At 41.5% G+C, this 24648-nt stretch carries 17 protein-coding genes; 8 read left to right on the top strand and 9 right to left on the bottom strand.

The genetic code is table 11. The annotated features are described in order from the left end of the window. Window positions 1–20: 20 nt before the first annotated feature. Both FN809_RS09175 and FN809_RS09180 read left to right on the top strand, forming a co-directional pair. Window positions 21–218, top strand: coding sequence for a hypothetical protein (locus tag FN809_RS09175; protein ID WP_142533224.1), 198 nt, complete (start codon window positions 21–23; stop codon window positions 216–218). Window positions 219–472: 254 nt separating this feature from the next. After that, a complete protein-coding gene (locus tag FN809_RS09180) occupies window positions 473–1762 on the top strand; it encodes a metallophosphoesterase (RefSeq protein ID WP_142533225.1) in 1290 nt (429 codons plus the stop codon). 220 nt (window positions 1763–1982) lie between these two features. On the opposite strand, the gene FN809_RS09185 is transcribed toward FN809_RS09180, so the two are convergent. Next, window positions 1983–3671, bottom strand: a complete 1689-nt coding sequence (locus FN809_RS09185; protein WP_221929396.1) for an alpha-amylase family protein — start codon at window positions 3669–3671, stop codon at window positions 1983–1985. Between the two features lie 227 nt (window positions 3672–3898). On the opposite strand from FN809_RS09185, the gene FN809_RS09190 reads away from it, so the two are divergent. The 4 genes from FN809_RS09190 to FN809_RS09205 all read left to right on the top strand — a co-directional run bounded on the left by FN809_RS09190 (window position 3899) and on the right by FN809_RS09205 (window position 9751). Beyond that, the gene (locus FN809_RS09190) at window positions 3899–6910 is read left to right on the top strand and encodes a BamA/TamA family outer membrane protein (protein WP_142533227.1); all 3012 of its coding nucleotides are present in this window, start codon (window positions 3899–3901) and stop codon (window positions 6908–6910) included. Between the two features lie 286 nt (window positions 6911–7196). Next, window positions 7197–8222, top strand: a complete 1026-nt coding sequence (locus FN809_RS09195; RefSeq protein ID WP_142533228.1) for an agmatine deiminase family protein — start codon at window positions 7197–7199, stop codon at window positions 8220–8222. A 243-nt stretch (window positions 8223–8465) separates the two neighbouring features. Continuing rightward, the gene (locus FN809_RS09200; RefSeq protein WP_142533229.1) at window positions 8466–9350 is read left to right on the top strand and encodes a carbon-nitrogen hydrolase; all 885 of its coding nucleotides are present in this window, start codon (window positions 8466–8468) and stop codon (window positions 9348–9350) included. Next, entirely contained in the window at window positions 9350–9751 is a 402-nt protein-coding gene (locus FN809_RS09205) for a VOC family protein (protein ID WP_142533230.1), read from the top strand. The genes FN809_RS09200 and FN809_RS09205 overlap by 1 nt, the downstream gene beginning before the upstream one ends. A gap of 190 nt (window positions 9752–9941) precedes the next feature. On the opposite strand, the gene FN809_RS09210 is transcribed toward FN809_RS09205, so the two are convergent. From FN809_RS09210 to FN809_RS09225, 4 genes are all read right to left on the bottom strand, one after another. After that, window positions 9942–10739, bottom strand: coding sequence for a T9SS type A sorting domain-containing protein (locus FN809_RS09210; RefSeq protein ID WP_142533231.1), 798 nt, complete (start codon window positions 10737–10739; stop codon window positions 9942–9944). 531 nt (window positions 10740–11270) lie between these two features. Next, entirely contained in the window at window positions 11271–12464 is a 1194-nt protein-coding gene (locus FN809_RS09215) for a glycoside hydrolase family 18 protein (RefSeq protein WP_221929397.1), read from the bottom strand. 85 nt (window positions 12465–12549) lie between these two features. After that, window positions 12550–13047: a hypothetical protein gene (locus FN809_RS09220; protein WP_142533232.1), complete on the bottom strand. Its 498-nt coding sequence runs from the start codon at window positions 13045–13047 to the stop codon at window positions 12550–12552. Window positions 13048–13313: 266 nt separating this feature from the next. Beyond that, window positions 13314–15134 carry an AMP-dependent synthetase/ligase gene (locus FN809_RS09225; protein ID WP_142533233.1) on the bottom strand — a complete coding sequence of 607 codons (1821 nt, stop codon included), beginning with the start codon at window positions 15132–15134 and terminating at the stop codon, window positions 13314–13316. A gap of 180 nt (window positions 15135–15314) precedes the next feature. Here FN809_RS09225 and FN809_RS09230 point away from each other — a divergent pair, with 180 nt between their 5' ends. Continuing rightward, window positions 15315–16433 carry a CapA family protein gene (locus FN809_RS09230; RefSeq protein WP_142533234.1) on the top strand — a complete coding sequence of 373 codons (1119 nt, stop codon included), beginning with the start codon at window positions 15315–15317 and terminating at the stop codon, window positions 16431–16433. Between the two features lie 106 nt (window positions 16434–16539). Here the strand turns inward: FN809_RS09230 and FN809_RS09235 are convergent, their stop codons facing one another. Both FN809_RS09235 and FN809_RS09240 read right to left on the bottom strand, forming a co-directional pair. Continuing rightward, window positions 16540–17802, bottom strand: coding sequence for an arginine deiminase (locus tag FN809_RS09235; RefSeq protein ID WP_142533235.1), 1263 nt, complete (start codon window positions 17800–17802; stop codon window positions 16540–16542). 573 nt (window positions 17803–18375) lie between these two features. Beyond that, on the bottom strand, window positions 18376–20085 hold the full coding sequence (locus tag FN809_RS09240) for a peptide MFS transporter (RefSeq protein ID WP_142533236.1): 1710 nt from the start codon (window positions 20083–20085) through the stop codon (window positions 18376–18378). 251 nt (window positions 20086–20336) lie between these two features. Here FN809_RS09240 and FN809_RS09245 point away from each other — a divergent pair, with 251 nt between their 5' ends. After that, complete coding sequence (locus FN809_RS09245; RefSeq protein ID WP_246095552.1) at window positions 20337–21800, top strand: aminoacyl-histidine dipeptidase; 1464 nt, start codon at window positions 20337–20339, stop codon at window positions 21798–21800. A gap of 436 nt (window positions 21801–22236) precedes the next feature. Here FN809_RS09245 and FN809_RS09250 read toward each other — a convergent pair whose 3' ends face one another. Further along, window positions 22237–23211, bottom strand: coding sequence for an LPP20 family lipoprotein (locus FN809_RS09250; protein WP_185957515.1), 975 nt, complete (start codon window positions 23209–23211; stop codon window positions 22237–22239). A gap of 26 nt (window positions 23212–23237) precedes the next feature. Next, a complete protein-coding gene (locus FN809_RS09255; RefSeq protein WP_142533239.1) occupies window positions 23238–24626 on the bottom strand; it encodes a tetratricopeptide repeat protein in 1389 nt (462 codons plus the stop codon). Window positions 24627–24648 lie beyond the last annotated feature (22 nt).

The following is a 24648-nucleotide window of genomic DNA, read 5'->3' on the forward strand; positions in this document are numbered from 1 at the left end:
AGTAAAGTAATAGCCAATGGGTGAAACATGCCAGAGTTTACATCTTGTTAAATTCATGGTTAGGTGCGTGTTTTAATAAAAAATCCAGCGAATCCGGCAGAAATAATAATGGTGCAATATCGGCTGATGACAATACTGCCTGGGCAAGCTATTGGGCACCTCATTTTGGCGAAGAGCTGGGCACTTCAATGGCCACAAATCCTAGCTATTATACCTAATTACAGCATAATTGTTCCGACGTAAAAGACAAGAGCTGCCCGCTCGTGCACCTAATATTAATTGACGGAAAAACAGTAAGTTAGTGTATGCGCATTACAGCGTTGGCACGACAAAGGCTTTTCGGGACAATAAGCTGCTTATACCAAAACTACATTTAACCTTTGTTAATAAAACAGTTAGGAGATATTACGTAATTTTGCACCCTGATTTAAATGCATTATTTTGCAAGATGGCAAAGTAGTTAAAGGTAGATATGAAGATAACAATTATTGCTTTTTTGTTTGTTGCAGTGTTTGTGACTATTGTGGATTTGTTGGGTTTTTGGGCTTATAAAAGAGAATACAGCGGCAAGCAGAGTAAAACAGGCAAGTGGCTTGCCATTGTTTTTTTGGGGTTTGTCCCGGTAGCCGTAATTCTTGCCTATATGTTTTTTTCTACGCAAATACGATCCGCATCCTCCCCCGGATTCTATGCCTGGTTTATGGCTTCCAACATTATTTTGGCACTTATTTATGTTCCTAAGGTATTCTTTTTACTCTATTATTTTGCTTTTATACTCATTGGCAAAGCTACAAATACAATTAAAAACAAAAGGTACTCCAAAGAGCTAACCACCATTCGATATCCCAAGATCAGCAGGAAACGCTTTTTAAGTCAGGTGGGAATTATTTTTGCTACAGCACCCTTTATTTCTTTGCTGTTTGGCATGCACAAAGGTCGGTTTAACTTTTTTACCAAGCACCAAAAACTTTTTTTCCCCAATCTCCCCTCAGCGTTTGATGGGTTTAAAATCATTCACATCTCGGATATCCATCTGGGATCCTTTGCCAGTAACTACCATAAGTTGGAAGGAATTGTAGATATCATTAACAATGAAAAGGCTGATGTTATCTTTTTTACAGGCGATTTAGTCAACAATTTTTATGAAGAGACTTTGGGTTGGGACAAGGTATTCACTGGTTTAAAAGCCCGTTACGGTAAATTTTCAATATTGGGGAACCACGACTATGGTGATTATACCGATTGGAAAACGCCGCGCGAAAAAGAAATCAATTTTAAAGGTATTGTTGATGCTCATAAAAAATTTGGCTTTAGGTTACTGCGCGATCAATCCCTTGCCATAGAAAAAGACGGTGAAGAAATAGCCCTTACCGGAGTCGAAAACTGGGGGCAGCCACCATTTCCACAATATGGCAACCTGCAAAAAGCCATGGCTGGAACCGAAAACCATCCCTTTAAAATACTGCTCTCGCACGATCCGGATCACTGGGATGCCGAGGTAACGAATAAAACGACATACGACCTTACCCTGGCCGGACACACCCATGGCATGCAATTAGGTATCGATTGGAAAGGATTTAAATGGAGCCCCGCAAAATATAAATTTAAGCGCTGGGACGGATTGTATCAGCATAAAAACCAATACCTGTACGTAAACAGAGGATTGGGCTTTTTGGGTATGCCGGCCCGTATAGGTATGCCCCCTGAAATTACCGTACTACAATTGGCTAAAGGTTCCGCAAGAGCCAGCTCAATTTTGTAGGGTTTAAAAAACATAACATTATAAAGATGCTGGCAGCGCAGCGTGGGCGCAGCCAACCAGCACAATGCGCCAAAAGGGGTCTGTTTTCGAGATAATTCTTTGTCCCTGGAAAATACATTTTGTGCAGCGAATCAGCGCCCTCTTTCCCTACTTGCAGAAAGCACCATTACCGTGTAGCAGCTTAGCTGTTATTGAAACAGGGAACAAGGGGCTACTATATTCATTTCAGCTCATATATACCCGCTGAATACGCATCAATTTTAAATCCTACTCCGTTGGCAATAGCCACTTCTTGTGGAAAACTGATTTTATTTTGTTCTCCGAGTATATCTTTTCCTTTGAAAAATTTTTTACTTTCCGCACCCATCGTAACAAAAGCATGCGCCGGTATGATTATCCTGCCGGTAAATTTTTCGTCGGAGAAATTTACAAGCACCAACAATATTTGCTTTTCCGTATATCGCAAAAAAGCATATAATTTTGAACCGTCAAAGGCATCATTGTGCTCGTTGCACCATAATAAATCATAAAACTTTCCTAATTGTATGGTTTCATTATTTTTGATGATATGCAAAAACTTTCGATACCATATCCTGAGCTCCCGTGCCTCAGCTGAAAGTAACGCCCCATCGTATAATCCATCATTCGCCCAATCCTGATAAAGCTTCACCCCCCAATAATCAAAAATACTTGTTCTACCATCCTGGCCACTGTACCCTTCTATATCCATACCGGGTTCGCCCAATTCCTGACCGAAATAAAGCATCAGCGGATTAGAATAAATGGCTCCCGAAACAACCATTGCAGGTATCCCTTTTTTGGCATCGCCGGCAAAAAAAGGTGAGGCGATGCGTTGTTCGTCGTGGTTTTCTAAAAAGAAAAGCATATGTTTGTGAATACCGTTTATCTTATCCCAGGCCCGGGTGATGGCATTGGGCTGCTCATAACCTTGAACAATGGCTTTCAGCGTGTCGTACATACCCACTTTATCATACAAATAATCGAATCCCCCAAAAGTAATGTATTGTCGGTACAGATCGGGATTATATATTTCAGCCACAAAAATAACATGCGGATAGTGCTCTTTTACTTTTGGTATTACCCAGTTCCAAAATTCTACGGGCACCATTTCGGCCATGTCGCACCTAAAACCATCTACTTTTTTTGCCGACCAATACAGCAGGATGTGCAACATTTTATCCCAAGTATCCGGTATCGGGTCAAAGTGATGGCTACCATGGTTAAATATATCGACGCCATAATTAATTTTCACCGTTTCGTACCAATCGTTAATACCCGGCTTGGCCGATAAGCAATCGTTGCCGGTAACTTTGGCGGGGTTTTCAATCCAATGGTCGCTGCCCTGGGGTGTTACAGGGCCATCAAAGATTTCGCCGGGCAAATAATAAAAGTTATTGTTCCGGTTAAAATTTACCGTATTGTCGTCGTCCTCACCCAAATCCTTAACACCTTTAGGTTTTGCATCCGACACATAATGACGGGCCACATGATTGGGCACAAAGTCGATAATAACCTTTAATTCCTGTTGATGACTCCGTTCCACCAATTCTTCAAATTCGCTTATTCTGTTGTTCACATCCACTGCCAAATCCGGATTTACATCGTAATAATCTTTAATGGCATAGGGCGAACCGGCTTTACCTTTCACCACTTCCGGATAGTCCTTGCTTATATTGTATTCGCTATAATCGGTAGTTATGGCATGTTCAATGATGCCCGTGTACCAAATATGCGTGACTCCCAGATTCTTAATCTCATTCAACGCTTTTAGGGTAAAATCATTCATTTTACCACAGCCATTTTCGGATAATGACCCATTGATTTTATTTCTACGGTTTTTATTGCCAAACAAGCGCGTAAAGACCTGATATATAATTGTTTTTTCCATTATTTTTAAACTTGAAGTTGGAGTTGCCGTTTCAAAAACAGCCATTATTTATAAACCTATTTAAACCCGTGGTTTTGAATATAAGGTTAAAAATACATTTTTTTTTCGAGGATTATCCTTTTCATTTTTTTGATATGAGCAGCTATAGTATTTATTTAGTTTCCATTATTTTTACGTTATTTACATGATATAACAAATTACTGACATCCAAGTTTAAAAAATCTCACGTGAGGTCACTGCAAAACATCTTAAATTATATTAACAAAAGGCCGTTTCTTGTACTAGTTCTACTACTATTCACCTATATTTTACCAGCGCAATACTATAGCTCCGGTACGGATCCATCGCATATTAAATGGCACAAGATAGAAACCGAGAACTTTAAACTGGTTTTTCCGGATACGTTTAAACAAAAAGGGCAGTATCTGGCCAAAGTATTTGAAGAGATATACAAATCAGGTGGGGCATCGTTAAAGCACCATCCTCGTAAAATAAGCGTTCTGATACATAGCGAAACGGCCTATTCAAATGGCTTTGTGAGCTGGGCTCCAAAAAGAATAGAGCTTTATAACAACCCCAACCAAAACATTTATGCGCAAGATTGGTTGCAGCAGCTGGCACTGCACGAGTTCAGGCACGTGGTACAACTGGACAAACTGAACACCGGATTCACCAAAATACTCACATACCTATTGGGCGAACAGGCCATAGGGGCCACATTGGGGTTGAACATACCCCTATGGTTTCTCGAAGGCGATGCAGTGGTTGCCGAAACAGCTCTAACCGCATCAGGACGTGGACGTATGCCCGGTTTTAAACAAGGAATGAGAGCACAAATTATGGATAAAAATATTTATCCTTACGAAAAAGCGATGTTTGGATCGTACAAAGATTTCGTACCGAATCATTACCAAATGGGCTACTTTATGGTGGCCGGAGCCCGTGCCAAATATGGATCGGATATTTGGGCGCAAGCCGTTGACAAAACAGGCCGTAAACCTTGGTTGCTTACATCATTTAACAGGGGACAAAAACAGATAAGTGGTGTTAACAAAGTCGGCTTATATAAAAAAATTTTTTCGGATTTAAAGTATAAATGGAAACAACAGGATAGCAGGACGGCAAAAAGTAAGTTTACAGAAATAACCCAACTCAATAAATCCTATTCCAACTATCTTTATCCGGTGGCCCTTGGCGATAGTGGCTATATAGCCGAACTCTCAGGCCCCGGCGAGATAAACCGTTTTGTATTTGTTGCTAACAACGGCAGCCACCACACCCTTTTTATTCCCGGCAGCCGAAACAAAGAACCATTCTCCTATGCCGATGGAACCATTTGTTGGGCCGAGCTGGAACCCGATCCACGATGGGAGAACAGGATGTACTCGGTGATTAAGTGTTATCACATTTCCACAAAAAAAACAAGTAAAATCACCCGCAAATCTCGCTATTTCGCTCCGGCCTTAAGCCCCGATGGTAAACGTATCGCAACCGTTTCTGTTGATAACGGAAACAACTATAGGCTAACTATTTTGGACCGCCAAACGGGAAGCGTGCTTGAGGAGCATGAGCACGGTAACAACCATTATCTGTTTACACCCACCTGGAATGATGACGGAACCCAATTGGCATGTATCGTCTTAACGCCCAAAGGGAAGAAGATAGTTGTTTTAAAAATGCACAACAACGATAACAGGGAGCAATGGGAAGAGCGTACCAAAGAAACCTTTACGCATGTATCGCTACCTAAATGGGGCAAAGCCGATGAAATTATTTTTACGGCAGGATATAGCGGAACGGAAGATATTTATTCGGTAAAGAATGGAAAAATTACCCAGCTCACACAATCTGCATTTGGCGCCATGGGAGCAACATACCACAACGAGCATATGGTTTACAGTAATTATACTGCCGATGGTTACCAACTGGTAAAGGCTAGCCCTGAGCAATGGATAGATAAACCTTTGTCTAAAGTGCACGACCATTCGGTTAAACTACACCAGGAAATCGCTGCACAGGAAATCCACAAACCCGATTTCAATGCAATAGATAGCATCGCTGATTATAAGGTAACGAAGTATTCGAAATGGAATTTGATTAACGTGCACAGTTGGGCACCCGCCTTTGTTAACATCGACGATCAGGAATTTACGCCCGGGTTAAGCCTCATGTCGCAAAACCTATTAGGAACTGCAAGCACTTTGCTGGGCTATAATGGGGATTCGCAAAAAAGCCGCGAAAAATATTATTTCAACTTTAAATACCAGGGCTGGTATCCGGTTTTACAGCTCGAAGTAAAACATGGCAACGATAGGATTAAATACGACCCCAGTAATGTTTATGTCAGCAGCACGGATACTTTTTCTTACAGTGCAAACCAAAAACGTATTCAAACCCGGATAAATTTGGATGTTTCCCTACCCTTTAACATCACCCGCGGCAAATATCATACATTTTTACAGCCCGCCTTAAAATACGGTATCATGCAGCGGAGTGGATATTCAGTGGGTCTCACGAAGTATTCTATGGATAATACAAACCTTGTTGTTAGCGAAAAAAGCACCATTGCCATATCTGACGTAAACTATCAAACCCTCGAATACAGCTTATATTTCCATCGCCTCCTGCGTCGTACCCAACGTGATGTGGCTCCGCGTTGGGGTCAGGTGGCCGAAGTGCTCTACCAAAACACCCCCCTTGGGAATATTGATGCCGGAGGGATATTCGGACTTCATACCCGCTTGTATTTTCCCGGACTGCTTAAGCACCATTCCGTTAAAATAGAAAATAATTATCAGTATAAAACAATAGGAGACAAGCTTGTGGACGGTGATGTGATATTTTATCGTAAACATGGCGATTACTTCGATCTGCCAAGAGCTTATGAAAATAAGCCCAACGATAAGATGTATTCTTTTAAAGGCGATTATATTTTTCCACTTTGTAATCCGGACCTAAACCTAAGTGGCGTATTTTATTTAAAGCGTATTACTACCCATCTGTTTTACGATTATTCAAAACTTAACGAAAGATTATACAATACGAAAGGCGATGTGTTTGACTTTCAGAAAGATTATAGTTCTACGGGTTTTGAGATGCGAGCGGAGATACATGCTTTTAGGTTTATGTTCCCTTTTAGCATTGGTTATCGTTATGCGCGCATGTTGGAGTCGCACCAAAACAATCACGAGTTTTTGATGGGCATGAATATCTCCGGCTTTTCCATCGGTACACAATAGATATGCCGCCTCGTTTAAGGTAGCGGATAAACGTATGAACAAGGTAAATAGCTACAAAACAAGCTTTTAAAAGAGATAAACAATGTGTAATTCTTAAGCATCACGCACACCAGGTTTCTTTGTGTCCTTTGTGGTTACTCTTTTTTAACCACCAATTACTACTTGACAGTAAGCTATAAACTTTACTTATATTTGTATTAATTTATGGATAGTTCAGGTAAAATTCGCACAAGTATTTAAGCCGTATAATTTACCGGTTTCAACGCTGCACACAACTAAATAAATTATGATACGATTACCCGCCGAATGGGAACCACAAAGCTTTGTCCAGTTCACCTTTCCCCATAAAAACAGCGACTGGGCCTATATGTACACAGAGGTAGTATCCTGTTTTATACGTATTATCGAGGCTACCGCCAATTTTGAACCTGTATGGGTGGTCTGCCATTCAAAGGACGAAGTATCGGGATATTTCAAAAACCCAAGCCAATTCCCCATCCATTTTGTTGAAATAGCATCCAACGATACCTGGGCGCGCGACCATGGCGCTATTACTATTTTACATGATAACCAACCCGTGTTACTGGATTTTATTTTTAACGGATGGGGCAAAAAGTTTGAGGCTGGGTTGGATAATCTTATCACGCCTCAATTGGCTAAAGCAGTGTTGAAAGAAACCAAAGTACAATCCATGGATTTTGTGCTCGAAGGGGGCGCCATAGAATCAGACGGACAGGGAACACTGCTCACCACATCGGAATGTATGCTTTCCCCTTTCCGAAATCCGCATATGGATAAAGCTCAGATAAACGATTTTTTAATTGACACGTTTGGTCTTGAAAAAGTATTGTGGTTAGACCACGGTTATTTGGCTGGGGACGATACTGATTCGCACATTGACACTTTGGCGCGTTTGTGTAGCACCGACACCATTGCCTACGTAAAATGCGACAATCCAGAGGACGAACATTTTAAAGCCTTGCAGCTGATGGAAGCACAATTGAAAACTTTTACCAATAATAAAGGTGTGCCCTACAAGCTGATTGCTCTGCCCTGGCCTCAGGCATGTTACGATGCCCATGGCGACAGACTACCCGCCACCTATGCCAATTTTTTAATTGTAAACGGGGGTGTACTGGTACCAACTTACAAGGTGCCGCAGGACAAAGAGGCTGTGCGCATCATTGAAACGATATTCCCGGATAGAAAAGTGATAGGGATAGATTGCCGGCCTTTGATAGAACAACATGGATCATTACATTGCGTTAGCATGCATTATCCGGCGGGAGGATCAGGGATCGGTAAGCGCTGATCGGTGAGCATAGTGAAAGGGGTGAATCAAGGAGGGGCAAAGAACGGAGAACGTGCATCTTAATGCGTACCGTGTAAAAAAATGGCACATTGCTCGGAGTGCGACCGGGTAGGTCAGTCAAACGTAATGCAGACCTGTTGACGTTGCAGACCCGACAGCATCGACATGCTGGCAACATGGGATTTAAGGAGGAATTCCGCATAAAATGAGATTTTTATTATTCATACACAAAAAACCATCATCATGGGTAAACTAAAAGTTGGAATTGTACAGCAAACTTGCTCTAACGATAAGCAAGTCAACATAAATAAGAGTATAGCCGGAATAAAAAAATGTGCTTCGGAAGGTGCCGAATTAGTAGTGCTTCAGGAATTGCATTGCGGCATTTATTTTTGTCAGGCAGAGGAAACGGGTATGTTCGATATGGCGGAACCTCTCCCCGGCCCTTCCTACAATCAATTTTCTGTAGTGGCTCAAGAGCTCAACATTGTACTGGTCACCTCCTTATTCGAGAAACGGGCACCGGGGATATACCATAATACGGCCGTGGTTTTTGACAAAAACGGATCGGAAGCCGGACGGTACAGAAAAATGCACATCCCCGACGATCCGGCTTATTACGAAAAATTTTATTTTACCGAAGGCGACATGGGCTTTAAACCCATTCAAACATCAGTGGGTAAGCTGGGGGTTTTGATATGCTGGGACCAATGGTATCCCGAAGCAGCCCGCCTGATGGCCATGGCCGGTGCTGAGCTACTCATTTACCCAACCGCAATTGGTTACGAGAGCAGTGATACGGAGGCCGAGAAAAGCCGCCAGCGCGATGCCTGGATCATATCGCAGCGGGCCCATGCTGTGGCTAACGGTCTGCCAGTGGTGTCGGTAAACAGAACCGGCTACGAACCCGATTGGACCGGTGTTACCAAGGGCATACAATTTTGGGGAAGCAGCTTTGTGGCAGGTCCACAGGGCGAAATACTGTGGCAAGGCAATCAGGACGAGGAGCTGAATCAGGTAGTGGAAATAGACCCAGCCAGAACGGAAGATGTGCGCAGGATATGGCCCTTTTTTAGAGATCGTAGGATAGATGCGTACAATGATTTAAGTAAAAGATATATTGACTGATGACAAACCCTATTCATCTTATCCAAACCATTCTATATGTCAATGACCAGGAGGTAAGTTGCCGGTTTTATCAAAAAATTTTTCGGCGGGAAGCCGACCTTCATGTTCCGGGCATGACGGAGTTTAACCTGGCTCCCCATTGCAAAATAGGCCTTATGCCTAACAAAGGCATAGCCAACCTACTGGGGAAGCATATACCCCATCCCACCTTGGGAACGGGCATTCCGCGGTGCGAACTGTATTTGCATGTAGAAGATATTGAACTGGAATTTGACAATGCCGTTAAATGTGGAGCAACCTTGATAAGTCCAATTCTGGAAAGGAATTGGGGCGACAGGGCATGTTACTTCTCCGATCCCGATGGACACATCATTGCATTTGCCGAGAAAAATCATTTTTAACATTAACGACAATACCGTCTCCCCCATTTTGTTCTGTATAATTGCTAAGGTCGTGAGGATAATTTTTGTATTCAAATTCATTGATCTCCGTGACTATAGCAGCCGACCTATTAAGGTAGATAAATAAGCTTACACTTGCTATGCGTAGTCGGGTGTCTTCATTGGTATTATGCTGATCTTTGCCATGGCTTTACTTTTTTATGAACCTCAGAACTCCCCTATCTTTTAACTTGATTAAATATATCCCGTCTGTCAGGTGCCGGATATCAATTTTTCGATCACTTGAAACAGAGCCATTAGAGACCTCTTTTCCTAAAACGTTAATTATTTGATAAATAGTATTTTCTTTAACCCCTGAAACAGATATATAATTTGATGCGGGGTTTGGATATACTTTAAAGGGATTGCCTTCATAAGCGGGGTCAATATCTGTTGCTAACGATGGTGTAAAATTGATATCGTCAAGGCCAAAAGCATCCAAGCCCTTTTCGAATGCACTTGTAATGGTAAACGATGATACCGCTGTCCAGTTTACTGTTAGCAACGATCCGTTATCGTTTTCGATTCTCTGCACATGCGGGTTATTGTTGCCACCGGCGGGTGTAAATGTCCAGGTTTGCCCCCAAATTCTATCTGCGTCAAAAGCAAAAAAAGAAGCAATATCAACAGGTTTGTTAAAAGTAACCGTCAACGAGGTATTAATATTGGGAGCACTGGTAAAAACAGCATTACCATTGGCGCCCGAAGCGCCATTAAAAAATGGTAAAACATAAACCTCCTCACTAAAGTTTCCTACATCTTGCCTTACCGTTGTAGTAACTGTTGCTTTAACCCCTGCAACGGTTTGCGTTGCATAACTCCCATGGCTAACCGCATTTTCCCAATCAAAAGTGTGCGTGTAGGATTGCGCATGAGATGGCACGCCAAGCGCAAGAATTAATGCTAACAAGCCAGCTCTTAAAGTTGTTTGTGTAAAATTTATTATCATGTGTTGTGTGTGTTAATTATGCAAATGGCAAAGTTAAACATTAAAAAGTTAAGTACTGTCTGTAAATGACAAACATCTATGCCTGAATTGCAGTGCACTAAGAAGAATAGGGTGTGCATTCCCCCTACGCATTATATGAACTGCCCAGAAAGTAGCACGTGTCTCTTTATTTATGCATTGCTGTACAAAGGTATCACACACATATTTTTTTAAGTAGCTCTTTAACCTGACATATTCTTAATTTTATGATTAGGTCACCCAAGGTGGAGTATGCAAAGGCAATATCGAGGGTTAACCCTTGTCAAAATTTTATTAAACTATTACGCCTTTCTGTTAAAAATAGCGGAAAGTAAAAAATGCATGCATTTTTCAGGTTAAAACGGCCTGATACATTTCGCATAAGCTAAACCTTCACTTAAACACAACTCTTGCGTTTAATTTCGGCCGGGCATATGTTAGCACCCCAATCATCTTATTGTACCTATTGCCTTTGCTATGTATTTTTATGACTCACAACTAATCAAGGATAAATTACCTGGCAACTGTTTGGTAAATCGAATTCAACAAACTTTGTGGCTCTTTGGTATCATTCCCAAGTTCCCAAAACATAATACCTCCCAAATTCTTTTCCATAGCATATTCTGCTTTTAACCTCACAGAAACCGTATCGTCGTAAGTAAAAAAGATACTATCGGTCTTATTATATAAATACGGGGCTTTAGCTGTTGAATCCCAGAATCGCTCGTATCCATTTTTGGCTTCGTATTTTTCCCTTATCTCACGATAAGCACACCATCCAATGTGCGAACCGCCTACAGGCTGATAGAGTCCGTTATTTTCCGGCTCTACACCTTTCCATGAACGACCATAAAACGCAGCACCTGTTACTAATTGCTCTGGTTTTACTCCTTGCTCAATACAAAAATCAACAATATGCTCCACTGAGCGTGGATGCCAGTTAATACCCCGTTTCTCCCATTCTTCCTTTCGACTCATCATATATTTTCCAAATGGCGTTTCTTCGATATCGTTCCATCCAATATACCCTTGACAAGTATGATGCCCTGTAAAGGGAGAGGTATAAGATATCTGGTCATACGTCATTATATTCATATAATCAACATACTTCATTACTTCATTGAGCTCAATAAAATCATAGTATCGTTGCCATCCGGCCGAAGCAAAAGTAAGGGTTTGTTTGCGTTCAATTTGATCGAGATGTTCCCGTAAACATTTCATGGTTAGGGTAAAATTCTGCTTATCTTCCTCCCTGTATTTTATGCCCGCTACTCCCATTCCCGGATATTCCCAGTCCATATCCAGACCGTCGAGTTCAAACCGCTCAATAAATTCCGTTACGCTTTTGGCAAATCGGGTTCGGCTGCTATCGGTTAAAGCCATATCAGAAAAACCACCGGCAGTCCAACCACCACAGGCTACCATTACTTTAAGATTGGGATATTTCTCCCTTTGATCAACCAACAGTTGTAGAATGGAATCAGATTTTGCCGGGTTCCGGAACTGCATTTTACCATCAATTACATGGGTAAAAGAAAAAATGATGTGGGTAAGCTGGTGCAAGGGCAACTGATCCGGCATATAGTTTTCGGCCGGCACATAATAAGCCATAATATTGATACTCGGAACCTGAGTTGATGTTTGTGATTGCCGGCAAGACAAAAGTACAGCAAATAGAAATGTGAGGATAATGATATTCTTTTTCATAAGAGAATTTTTTGAGTATTTAAATTGGATTTAACACCTGCTTTACAAACAACAGGACTGATGGACATGGACAGATGGGGTAATATCACTTCTTTCCCAGTTTAGGCTTAAACACCGAAAAAAATATGGCCACAATTATTGCCGCATTCATACCAAATCCAATTAAAGCCTGGTCTAAGTACAACTTTTGATATTCCGGACTATCTAATGCCTCCAGTCCAATCTCACCCGATATCTTTACCATCTCCTCAATCCATGGTCCCGAAAAAATAGTACCCAGAATAATAATGAGTATAGTTACAATCCATTTATAGGTTATCCAATTGTGTTTAAAGTAGCCCCACTTTGTATATTGAGAATAAAGCAGTCCGGTTACAAGACACAGCATGGCCGAGGGAACCAATATTTTCATGTCGATGAAATAAATTATTTGATTCATCAAATACAATTGGTCTCCGGTTTTAACACTGGAAAGCATAAAATGCAGCAATAACATGGTGGAACCCGAAGTTACCCAAAAGCCTGCTGTAATTAGATGGAAGGACTTTAACCATTTTCGTTGTGTGAGTGTTAATTGTTTCATGTTTTACAGATAAAAATAATATTTATGAATTACGTTTAAAAAAGCTACAAAATCATTTTCGTTTCGCTGCGATCTTTAGTTTGGGTGGGTGCGTTATAAAAACACCACGAAGCTCAGGAGTTTCTCTTTTTCTATTGTATTTTATAATAGGCTTAAATTCCTTCAAGCTTCTTTATAGCTTGTGTTCGCATCAATTTTCTCATATACTGCCTGCGGACAGATAAAACGAACCAATGCGCATTACGCGCCAGCCAACAATCCGTCTTTTACACCCCATAAAAGCTGATTGTTCCACGGTTTTCCTCGTCCGATTCATAGCCATATATTTTCCTTATTAAGTTGGCATATTTATTATACAGTACGCGCCGCTTTAGTTTTAACGTCGGCGATAGCTCCCCGGTTGGCGCCGACCATGGTTCGCAAACCAACCTGAATCGTTTTATATGTTCATGTTCTCCTAAGTACTTGTTAGTTTTGTTTACTTCTTTCTGAAAAGCTTTGATTACCTCACCATTTTTCACCAATTCTTTATTGTCTCTAAAATGCACCTTGTGCTCATGGGCCCACATATGCAGGTAGTCGAAGTTAGGTGAAATTAATGCACTGGCAAACTTCTCACTTTCGCCTACTACCATGGCCTGTTCAATAAAAATAGACTCTTTCAATTGATTTTCGATGCTTTGTGGCGCAATGTATTTACCGCTCGATGTTTTAAACATCTCTTTTTTTCGATCCGTTATTTTCAGAAACCGACCTTTAATCAACTGGCCAATGTCGCCGGTATGGAACCATCCATCTGCATCGATAACCTCGGCGGTTAATTCCGGTGATTTATAATACCCTTTCATAACACATGGGCCTTTGGTCAGTATCTCACCGTCGGTAGCTATCTTTACCTCTATATTTTGCAGCACCGGTCCCACCGTGCCTATCATCATATTGCCAGGCAGTTTTGTGTGGTTGGTAGCAATTACCGGAGCCGTTTCCGTAAGGCCGTATCCTTCCATCAGGTGTATTCCTGCGGCAAAAAACAAGCGGCTTAAACGAGGCTGTAAGGCTGCACCACCCGAAATAACCAGCCCCAGATGTCCGCCAAAAGACTCGTGCCATTTACTAAACACCAGTTTACGTGCCAATTTCAGTTTCCATTGGTAAAATGCACTATTGTTATTTTCAATACCGTACCTCTCGCCCAGCCGCATAGCCCAAAAGAAAATTATTTTTTTAATTCCACTCAGATCCTCACCTTTGGAAACGATGCGATCGTAGATGCGCTCAATAACCCGTGGCACCGTGGCAAAAGCATGCACCTTGGCCGAAGCCATATCGGCAGCAATGGTACCCAAACTTTCGGCATAGTAAATACTTACGCCCTTAGCCTGAAAAAGATAGTTAACCATTCGTTCATATACATGGCAAAGGGGCAGAAAGCTCAACACCCGTGTATTTACATCCAAAGGAAACAAATCCCACACGCCATGCACGTTATGCATAAAGTTACCATGAGTGAGCATTACGCCCTTAGGTGGCCCTGTGGTACCTGAGGTGTAAATAATGGAGGCTATATCCGACGATGTAATTGTGCTTTTTACACGTTTGTATTCCCCTTTATAGGTCGCCATATTTTTAACGCCCAATTTGTTTACCATACTCCATTTTTCGGCACCGGGTACGTCGTTAAAGGTGAGCAAGTGTTCAATGCTATTAATTTTTTTGGCCAGGGGTTTAATCGTTTGGTAAAGACCCACATCGGACACAATCACCATTTTAACCTCCGAATGTTTAAAAATATATTTAAACTCCTCGTCGCTAATAGTGGGATAAATGGGCACATGAATAACACCTACCATGGCCATACCCATATCAACAAAGTTCCATTCGGGACGATTATTAGAAATTGTAGCAATTTTATCCCCTTTTTTAAAGCCCAGACTCAATAAACCAAGAGCAAATTGTTTTGCTTTATCGTGATATTCAACCACACTGAAGGCATACCATTCGCCATTTAATTTGGCATTTAAAACATCACTTTTGGGATTCGTTTTTTTTAGGTGCTTTAAAATATCAAAGGTTCTCTCAAATATCATATTTCTATTATTACCTTTTACTTGTAGTTACCGCGCACAATTTAGTATTTATTTGTCAAAAATAATGATGTATAAATACGGATTCAGCATAATTTTCGGAAGCATGGGATTTGTATATAAGTATAACTATTCCCATTTGTTATCGTTAAAGCTTATATTTACGCAACAAAATTATAGGCCATGAACATAAAAGCACAAGCTCTTTTTATTTTTTTTGTAACGACACTGTTACCATTGTCAGCCCAGGATACCACCTCGGTATCGTTGGTTTTTGTGGGCGATGTGATGGGGCACGACACCCAAATAAACAGTGCCTACGATAAGCATACCGGAACTTACCGCTATGATGAATGCTTTAAATATGTAAGCAATATATTTAACGATGCTGATTTTGCCATTGCTAACCTCGAAGTTACGCTGGCCGGTCCCCCATTCAAAGGTTATCCCCAGTTTAGTTCGCCGGATGCCCTGGCCGTTGCTTTACGCGATGCCGGTATCAACGCCATGGTAACTGCCAACAACCATTGTGTGGACAGGAGAAGGCAAGGGCTGGAAAGAACCGCAGATGTGCTCGATAGCCTGGGGGTACCGCGTACGGGCACATTTAAAGATAAGGCAGATAGAGACAAACATAACCCCATGCTTTTACACAAGAATGGAATTAAAATAGCCCTCCTCAATTACACTTACGGCACCAATGGCATACCGGTAACCAAACCCAATAGGGTTAACCTTTTACAAGAGGATGTAATTGTGAGCGATATAGTGGAAGCCAGAAAAATGAATCCGAATAAAATAATTGCTTTTGTGCACTGGGGTGCGGAATACCAAACCTTGCCCAACGCCGAACAAAAAAAGTTTAACGCTATTTTTAAAAACAACGGTGTGCACGTAGTGATTGGATCACACCCCCATGTTGTGCAGCCCATTCTTTTTGACGAGGATCACTTTGTGGTATATTCATTGGGTAACTTTGTGTCGAATCAGCGGAAAGCGCCACGCGACGGCGGAACAATTGTTCGTTTGGAACTGAGTAAGATAGGCAATAAAACCATTGTGAGCGATGCCGGATATTATTTAACCTGGGTGCATACTCCCATAGTTGAAGGCAAAAAAGAATTTATGGTTCTTCCCGTATCACCCTTCGAGCAAGCGCCTCTGTTTATGGATGATAAGGCACATGCCAGATTATGCGAATATGCCGCCGAAGCACGTGATGTGTATAAGCACAACACCAACACAAAGGAATATTTTTTTGATAAACACCTGCCCGGCTGGAAAAAAAATAGGGATTATTAGCTAGTGATGCCTGCACAGTTTTGTCACCAAGTCTCAACCTGTTTAAAGCGAAGGTACTCCCGGCATTCGGGTGCTTCCTGTATATAGACATACCGGAAGAAGACTCCTACCACTCCACTTTTTTCCGCCGTATGGGCATGGTCATACATCGCCCACCACCCCCACCACGAGCCAGCTCGGCGCCATTGATAGTAATTACATATTTTTTATACGCATTTAAATTGATTTTATTATTGATCACATCGGCCGCAGGAATTACCTCAAAACCGTTATTATTCATCTCCTCCAAGGTATATACATTGCGGGCATAGCCAATAACTTTACCCGGACCGACAGCAAAAAAATTAGCGCCGCTATGCCATTGTTCGCGTTCCTGAATCCAAATATCTTTTCGCCCGCCACAATAGAGCGGTTTTAGTGGCAAGCCCAAGCCATGCAGACATTGCACCAAGTTGCTTTGTTTTTCAATGTTTTTCACCTTACCATCCTCAATAGAAATAAGGATAGTTTGATACTTGTTGGGTTGCATTATTATGGGATCGTACACCATACAAAAGTCCCTATCCAATAAGGTAAACACCATATCTAAATGTATGAAACTCTCCGGTTTTGACGGAAGCTGCTGAACCACAATACTATGTTTCCCATTGTTCTTTTTTATTTGCTCAATAATAAAATCAACACCATGTGTACTGGTGCGCAAACCGGTACCAACAATCAGAATATCTTCGCGGGCAACTAACAAATCGCCCCCTTCAATAGTAATTTTATTTTTGTCGTGCTTTGCACTATCGGGGTTTATTGTTTTCGTGTTCAAATGTGCAGAGTGCTTAAAAATAGCTTCCATCACCATAGCTTCCCGGCTGCGCACCTTGTTGGCCATTTTTCCAATAAGCACTTGATTATACAAGGCCATGGAAGCATCTCTTGTAAAAAAAAAGTTGTGCAAAGGGCGCAGTGCATTCCGCTCGTCCGATAAAAAACCTGTTAAACTATCCTTATTTAATGGCACCCCTTCAATAAGCTGATTGGCCAACTCCGCTGCTTCTAAATTTAGCATACGTTTTCTTAAGGACCTCACTTCCTCCGACTTGCAAATTTTACGAACCAGACTTTCCTTTACTTCGGGAATTCCGAGTATTTCTGTCAACAAATCCTTAACCTGCAAGGTTTTGGTTATTTTACAAAGCACACCATGCAATTGCTGATACTCTTCTTGGGCAACCGACAAGTTTAATATATCACTGTACAAAGCTCTTTCGGCGTTGCCCGGGGTCATATTTTCCACTTCGCTGCCCGGGGTGTGCAATATCACACCTTCAATTTCACCTATCTCGGAATAAACGCTCGTTTGTATGGTTTCAGACATATTTATTGTGTTTTTATCTTTTTGCAAAAATAATAATAACGGCAAAGTACAACTCTTAACCCATTTGTACAATTGTTTGTATTCCAAACAAGATATTACAAAAGCAAGGATCCAATTTAACCTACGCAAGTTGTAATAATTATGACTCGACACCAAGAGACCTGGCTTTGCCCCGTAGCATATTGCCTGCCCAATTCAGCGGAGCAGGCTCTTTAGGAAAGGATATCTCGCAAACAGTTTAGGTCCCGAATAATTAAACCGTTCCCTTCTCCTCTAGCCAAGGGGAGCCATCTTTCTTATCCCAATACATCAGAAGATTCCCCAAAAAATCATCGACCTCGTTACACCAGCCAATCACTGCCGGGCGAACTCCAAATAAGTTGGCAGCTCCACCGCTTTGTTATGGCAGCCCCTCAATCCAAATAATATTTTTTCGGCAGCTTGTTCCGCAAGCAGCCAACATCATTCCGATAGCTTAAAATATTACCAGCCAGGCGGGCAATAGTATCACATAATTAATTCTTACTCTCCCCTTATCAAAGTTAGTTTTATACTGCTCACTATTGCGCATTATTACTCAACATATTGTTTGTAAACCCGATTTAACCAAGGCATTAAAAACAAAATAATAAGAAAAGCAGCAGCTGTTAACAAAGCATTGGTGAGGAAAAAATAAGATTTTTTCTCGAACAGATCCCAAAGGCCGGAAAGCACACCTGAAAGCTTGTTTCCAATAGCGGTACTCAGGAACCACCCGCCCATCATTAAGGCAGCAATACGCCTGGGTGCCAGTTTACTTACCAGAGATAGTCCCATGGGGCTCAGACAAAGCTCACCAACGGTTATAACGCCATACACACCAAACAGCCAGGCCACCGATGCTTTGTCTAAACCATTTCCTGATGCCACAGCGGCAACTACCATTACCAGCCACGATAAGGCCGAAATTATCATACCCCAGGCAATCTTTCCAGGCGTAGTAGGCTCTTTTTTTCTACGGCGCAGCCACCCGAAAATACCAACCACCAATGGGGTAAGTATAACCACAAAAAACGGGTTTATAGATGCTTGCAACTCTGTGGGCCATAGGTTTAACTGCCCTCCTTCACTTTTTTGCGCTTCGCTTAATGCGGCCCATTCCTCCTCGGTTAAGTCAGATGGTTTATCATCAATATTACCTACCGGTAATTCTTTGGTATAATTATTAAAATACGGATTAGGACCAACTATCGTACCCAAGTCTTCACCATGCGCCCCTTGCAGTTTTATTTCGCGTGGTAAAGTAGATACCTCCTCTGTTTTTGCTACCGCATTAACTATGGTCTCTGTTATTCCGGAAACTTCGCGGCTTGTATCATTCTTGGCCCAATAAGTTAAGGCCGATCCGTTTTGGTGAAATACCGCCCAAAAAATTATAACCACACCAAACACGGCCAGCAAGGCAGCGATAGGCTCACGTTCTGTTTTCTTGTCGGCTGTTTTCCAGGTGGTAAAAAAGAAAAACAACACAGGAATACAAAAAAATATAAAAGCGTCGTTAGAGTCACTTCCGAACATATTATCGGGTATCAACCAACCCAAGGCCGCAGCTGCAAAAGCAGGCAAAAACAACACCGCAAACAAACGGCTCATGGAAACATCGCCGGGTCGTTTTGGCGAGATAGTATCCGCCTCCTTAATTTCGGGAACACGCGCCAGCCCAACCAAAAACCACACAACACCAATCAGCATACCAATACCGGCAGCAGCAAAGGCCCAGCCCCATCCATAAGTCAATCGCAGATAAGCCGCCACAAAGTTGCAAACAAAGGCACCAATATTTATACCCATGTAAAAGATATTATAGCCTGAATCTTTTAATGATATAAACTCAGGTTTTTCGTATAATTTACCCAGCAATACCGACACGTTTGGCTTAAACATACCATTACCTAAAATAATCAGCAACAGCGAAATGTAAAATGCGCCCATGCTATCAGGAATAGCCAAACCGATATAACCGGACGCCATTAAAACACCACCAATAAGAATAGAGTTTCGGTATCCCAGCATCCTGTCGGCAATTAAGCCCCCAAAAAATGGTGTTAAATAAACCAAAGCCAGGTAGGTACCATAAACATCGGCTGCCTGCATATTGGTAAAACCGAGCCCTGGAAACTTAGTTGTTTCAGGTTCAATCATATAAAGGCTAAAAATGCCCAGCATCAAATAATAACCGAAACGCTCCCACATCTCGGTAAAAAAAAGAATCATCAGTCCCTTGGGATGTTTTTGTTTTGACATATAAACAGGTTTTTATCAAGACACTGCCCGCTTGTAAGCACCGGAAGCAGCGAAATATATTTTACATGTTGGTAAAAATATGATATTAAATAATAAATTCTCCTGCTTTTTGACAGGAAATAACTATTAACTGACGCTTATCAGAAACAAAACACATTGTATTAACTATATTGCCAAAAAGTTAAAACCAACCACACTTTGAACCTTTACTTATACTGTGTTTTGTGTTTTAAAAAATACTAAAAGATACAATGATGAACAACGAAATAGCAAAATTAGAGCCCACCCTATTATGGGAGAATTTTTATGCTTTAACGCAGATTCCGCGTCCAAGTAAAAAGGAGAAAAAAGCCGCAGACCATGTAGTTGCCTTTGGTAAAAAGCTCGGCTTAGAAACGATTGTTGACCGTATTGGTAACGTTATCATAAAAAAGCCGGCCACCAAGGGAATGGAGGATAGAAAAACAATTGTTTTACAGGGACATGTGGATATGGTTCCACAAAAAAATAGCGATAAGATCCACGATTTTGAAAAAGACCCGATACAAACCTATATTGAAAACGGTTGGGTTAAAGCCAATGGAACAACCCTGGGGGCGGATAACGGCATTGGCGTTGCCGCTGCCATGGCGGTATTGCAGGACACTAATCTGCAACATGGCCCCATAGAAGCTCTTTTTACCATTGATGAGGAAACAGGCATGACGGGTGCCTTTGGATTAGAAGCCGGCCTGCTGGATGCCGATATTCTGCTCAACCTGGACTCTGAAGACGAAGGTGAACTTTACGTTGGTTGCGCCGGAGGCTCTAATGCCAACATTACATTTAAATACGATGAAGTAAAAGCGGATGCCGGCTCTGTTGCTTTTAAGCTATCACTTACCGGATTAAAAGGAGGTCATTCGGGCATGGACATTGTTTTAGGGCGTGGCAATGCCAACAAGCTGATCTTCCGCCTGCTTAAAGAAGTAATATCTACTTACGGCGTTCGCCTATCCACCATCAACGGTGGGAGCTTGCGTAATGCCATTCCGCGCGAAGCATTTGCCATAGTTACTGTCCCCACCAATAATGTAATTGCCTTTACCGAAGCGGTGGAGGAGTTTGCCAGCATTTACCAGAACGAACTGGCAGCCACCGAACCCCATCTTAAGTTACAGGCCGAAAAATGTGATATGCCTGCCACTGTAATGGACGAGCTATCGCAGGATGATTTGGTAAATGCCATACAAGCATGCCCTAATGGTGTTATACGCATGAGCGATACAATGGCCGGCTTGGTAGAAACGTCGTTAAACCTGGCTATTGTAAAATCAGAAGGAGGAGAAACAAAGGCTATGTGCCTGATAAGAAGCTCTGTTGACACTGCCAAAGAAGACGTGGAGTCCACTTTGGATAGTATATTCCGATTGGCCGGTGCCAACATACACTTTAACGGTCAATACCCCGGTTGGAAACCAAACCCCGATTCGGAAATACTAACTGTGATGAAGGATGTTTACCACAAAAAGTTCGGTAAGGTTCCCAAGGTAAAAGGTATTCATGCCGGCCTGGAATGTGGTATCCTTGGAGCTGTTTACCCTAAATGGGATATGATTTCTTTTGGCCCAACCATTCGCTTTCCGCACTCTCCCGATGAGAAGGTTAATATCGAAAGTGTGGAAAAGTTTTGGCATTATCTGACAGAAACACTAAAAGCCGTTCCGAAAAAATAAATAATATTGTTACTGTTGTTACCGGGGGTTTTGCTTAAAGTAAAGCCTTCGGTTTTTTTTGCGCAACAAATGGCTCGCATTCATGGGTAAATCTGTTGCAGTGCAACATTAATACCATGATAAGTAAAACAAAATGCCAGGTGCCAGGTAATACTGCAAATATGCCAGACAGGTGTACCGAGGATGTATTTTTATGGTTGTAAATGAATAATCCGAAATAGCTTCTATGCTAAAATTTCGGTGTAAGCGTAAGGTTTGGGCGCTCGAAGAAAGGTACCTGACAACGACATAAGCGGATTGTGCAACTTAGTACCCAAAGAGAAATCCCAAAAGAGCATAATTACCCCCCCCTTTTTGAGAGACGCACCATCACCCATTCCAAAAAGCAATTAAATTTACATCTATAAGCTGATGCTATTCCATTATCGGTTTCCGTTTAGCTATGTCCTTGCTTTGTGATTTTCACAACAACTTCACTTGCTTTTTGTTGTTCAATAATCTTGCGGACATATAGATTTCGGGTAACCTGACGACCAAGGCTCACCAAATCTATCTGCACTACTAAGGCATTATCAACCGTATTGTTGGTAGCGGATAAGTGCGGTAAGCTTATTTTACCCCTGTGGTCTGTTTTTATCCTATCGTTTACCAAATAAGCACCTGAATATTTTAACTGTACCGGCATGTTACTAACCGATTTTTTTTGTGCATCGCAAACAATGTAACATGTTTCAAAACCCGCTGTTTCCACGTCTGAAATAAAGTTTAACCCCCTTACGATGGTATTTATTTCCCGGGTAGATTCCGAAACCAGGTCTATTTTCTTTCCCTGCACGTCTGCTACTGTCGATTCATTTAAATACCCGCTTAAAGCATCAATAACAAGGGCAAAATGCTCAATAGCTGCTACGTGCTGACCATTGCTTAAACGGCTTATACCCATTAAATATTTATCACTTGCCATTTTAAGCGCCTCGTTTTTTCTACGAATCTTAACCTCTTTGTGCTTCTGCTTTGAGAGACGATAAAAAGCATAGGTGTTCGACAAATCTTCCCATTTGTCCAGGTACTCATATCCCTCCAGATATTCTGCCGATGTGGATTTAATCCTGTTCTGCAAATATTCCTTCACTCCTTGCTTGTCCTCTACCTGATAAAAAATAGCCTCTGCTTGAATGGTAGAATTAATTTGACTCGAAATATCGGCCAGCGCCTTTTCCTTTGCTTTATCCTCGAACAACATGGCAGCACCCACCTTAGGCGCAATACCTATTCCATAATAATAATCACTATTTACGGGGCGTTGCTTCAGCCATGCAGGCTTACTTTGCTCCAATAGTTCCCTTTGTTTTTTTTGGCTCGAACAAGCAAGCAGAGTAAGCAATACGAACAAATATAAACTGTTTCGCATTTTAACTTCACGTTTAAGTTTCATTGTTAATTTTCGGGTTTATAGTTTTTAATCTGCTCCGTTATTTGTTTAACACAAGCCTCAGTCAATGCATTCTCCAACTCCGGATTGCTCCGAATTGTCTTTTTGTTTTCAAACATTTTATGTAAACTACTGATGGCTGAGGCACTATCGTACACCCTGTCTTCATCACTATCCTTACTCAGGTACTTCCAGATGCCGGGAATTAATTTTTTATAGTCACCTTTAAATTCGGCATAATGCATTTTATCCTTCTCTTCCCTATTAAATATATCGGATACAGGTACCTCATCTCTATCCGTTCGTTTTACGGAATAGGATACAGATAAAGCTACTTTATTAACAGCCTGGTATTCATAGTAGGTAACTTTGTCGTATACCTCTCTCTCCTTCGATAGCTTTGTTTTTTCATCTACATACTTCTCTACCCTCTTTAAATAACCCTTCTTCTCCGTTTTTACTACTTGCCCTTTACTTACATTGTACTTTTGCACCTGGGCACTAAACACAGCTTTGGCATCTGGCATGGGTTGGCTGCTTACAACACCTTTTGTGCGATCGAACTGAAACGCCTTTTTAGTAAGTGTTTTCGCGGGCGATATGGCATTTCCTGTTCCAATTACCTCGTACAAAGGCGAGTTGATGCTGTTTATACCCTTTACCACCTTATTGGTTAGTTGACCCGCAAGGGTTTTATAGGATGAAAAATTGGTATTTACCGAAGACACATAAATGGTTAATTTGGCCTGCTTTAACGATTCATTCATCAAAGCCAAACTATTATGGTACACTTTAACCTTAGCCACTATATCTTTAAACACCAGGTAAGCCGATCGGTACATTTTATTCTGCATCAGCTCTTTACCATTTCGATACATTGGCTCATAATGGGCAGTCGTCCATTTACTTTTGGCATCCTTATAATTACTGTCGATAGATAATATCTCGGCAAATAGTTTTTCGGCACTGGTAAATTGTTCTAAATCCAGCGCCTTTGATGCTTCACGATACAACCCACTTAAAAAAGCATCCTCAACCTCCTTATAATAAGCATGTTGTTCATCCGGAAAGATTAGTTTAACACCTACGCCTTGCAATTTGTTATAGTAAGCATCAGCTGCTCTAAACGCATAAACAGCCTCCTTAGGATTACCATTTTGATATTGTGTTTTAAATATTTCCATTTTATCGTCGAGTACCAACTGGCCTGTACGCTGAAGCCCTAATTTAGCATCAATATTATTGATATTTTTTTGTAAGGACGCAAAATAGTTATCAGCCGCATCCGCATACAAACCAGAGTTTTCGAGCAAACCTGCTTTTTTAACATATCGCTTGCTGGCACACCCCGCCAACATAAAAATTAGGGACATTGCAAGTAAAATCTGCTTCATATAAATACGTTTAATCACTATG

Origin of the sequence: Saccharicrinis carchari (assembly GCF_900182605.1) — a bacterium.
GTDB classification, from domain to species: Bacteria; Bacteroidota; Bacteroidia; order Bacteroidales; family Marinilabiliaceae; genus Saccharicrinis; species Saccharicrinis carchari.